Genomic DNA, 1,530 nt, shown 5'->3' with positions numbered 1-1,530 from the left:
CGCGCCCCGGAGGCGGACCCCCGACCGGGCTGGCGACCGGTACGCGGACGGCCCGGCGGCCCGCGGACCGGCCCGATTAGGCTGGGCCCGTCCCAGCACCGCGCACGGCAGGAGTTCGGCAGTGTCGACACGCAAGCCCATCGACTCATGGCTCACCGACATGGACGGGGTGCTGATCCACGAAGGCGTGCCGATCCCGGGTGCGGACGCCTTCATCAAGCGGCTGACGGAATCGGGCAAGCCGTTCCTGGTGCTCACCAACAACTCCATGCAGACGCCGCGCGACCTGCACGCCCGCCTCTCCAGGCTCGGGTTGGACGTGCCGGTGGACAACATCTGGACGTCGGCGCTCGCCACCGCCAAGTTCCTCGACGACCAGCGTCCCGGCGGCACCGCCTACGTCATCGGTGAGGCCGGGCTGACCACCGCGCTGCACGACATCGGGTACGTGCTCACCGACTCCAGCCCCGACTACGTGGTGCTCGGCGAGACCCGCACCTACAGCTTCGAGGCGCTCACCAAGGCGATCCGCCTCATCATCGGCGGCTCCCGCTTCATCGCCACCAATCCCGACGAGACCGGCCCCTCCACCGAGGGACCGCTGCCCGCGACCGGCTCGGTGGCGGCGCTCATCACCAAGGCGACCGGTCAGGAGCCGTACTTCGTCGGCAAGCCCAACCCGCTGATGATGCGGGCCGGGCTCAACAAGATCGGCGCCCATTCGGAGAGCAGCGCCATGATCGGCGACCGGATGGACACCGACGTGCTGGCCGGACTGGAGGCGGGCATGGAGACCTTCCTGGTGCTGACCGGTCTGACCCGCCCGGAGGAGGTCGAACGGCACCCGTTCCGGCCGTCGCAGGTGATGAACTCCATCGCCGACCTCGTCGACCGCATCTGACGTCCCGCCCCACCGCCGGCCCCTGGCGGAAGCCGGGCGCGGGTGGGCGCGGGGTGGCCGGGGGCGGGACACCGGGCGCGCGCGTGACCCGATCGGCGGCCTCTCGGATGCGGTCCGGGCCCGGCGGGTGAATCTTCGGTAAGTACCGAGCCGGAGGTTCTTGATGAGTACCGCACGCACCACCAGGGTCACGTTCTGCACGGCACTGGTCACGCTCGCCGTCTGCGCCTCGCAGGCCGCACCCGCCGCGGCCCGGGCCGCCTACGAAAACCCCTACGGGGGCGGGTCGGTGGTGGTCTACCCCACGTCCGTCCAAGCCGGCGGTGAGGTCAACCTGCGGGTGGACGCCTGCGACGGGGACAAGGGCATCGCCCGTTCCAAGGCGTTCGTCGCCTCGGTCGCGCTCAAGCCCGCCGCCGACCGGACGCTCACCGCGGACGCCAGCATCCGCAAACCGATCCAGCCGGGCTCGTACCAGATCACCGTCGACTGCTACGACAAGACCGGCAACCTCAAGCCCGCCATCGCCGAGGGCCGTGTCACCGTCGTCGGGCAGCGCCCGACCCACCGCCCCCTCCCGCTGGAGCCCACCGCTCCGGTGCGGGCCGGCGGCGGCGGCACCGCGACCG

General features: G+C 71.7%; 2 protein-coding genes. Both read left to right on the top strand.

Features of this window, described 5'->3' with window-relative positions:
* The first annotated feature begins 121 nt into the window (after positions 1–121).
* Positions 122–901 carry an HAD-IIA family hydrolase gene (locus tag ACYVE9_RS26260; protein ID WP_461030385.1) on the top strand — a complete coding sequence of 260 codons (780 nt, stop codon included), beginning with the start codon at positions 122–124 and terminating at the stop codon, positions 899–901.
* A gap of 163 nt (positions 902–1,064) precedes the next feature.
* Positions 1,065–1,530, top strand: a 466-nt coding sequence (locus ACYVE9_RS26255) for a hypothetical protein (RefSeq protein ID WP_461030384.1), incomplete at its 3' end; no start/stop codon positions are given.

This window comes from Streptomyces sparsus, assembly GCF_054776295.1.
Note: the sequence above shows the minus strand (reverse complement) of the source record. Positions and strands in the feature narration are given on the sequence as shown.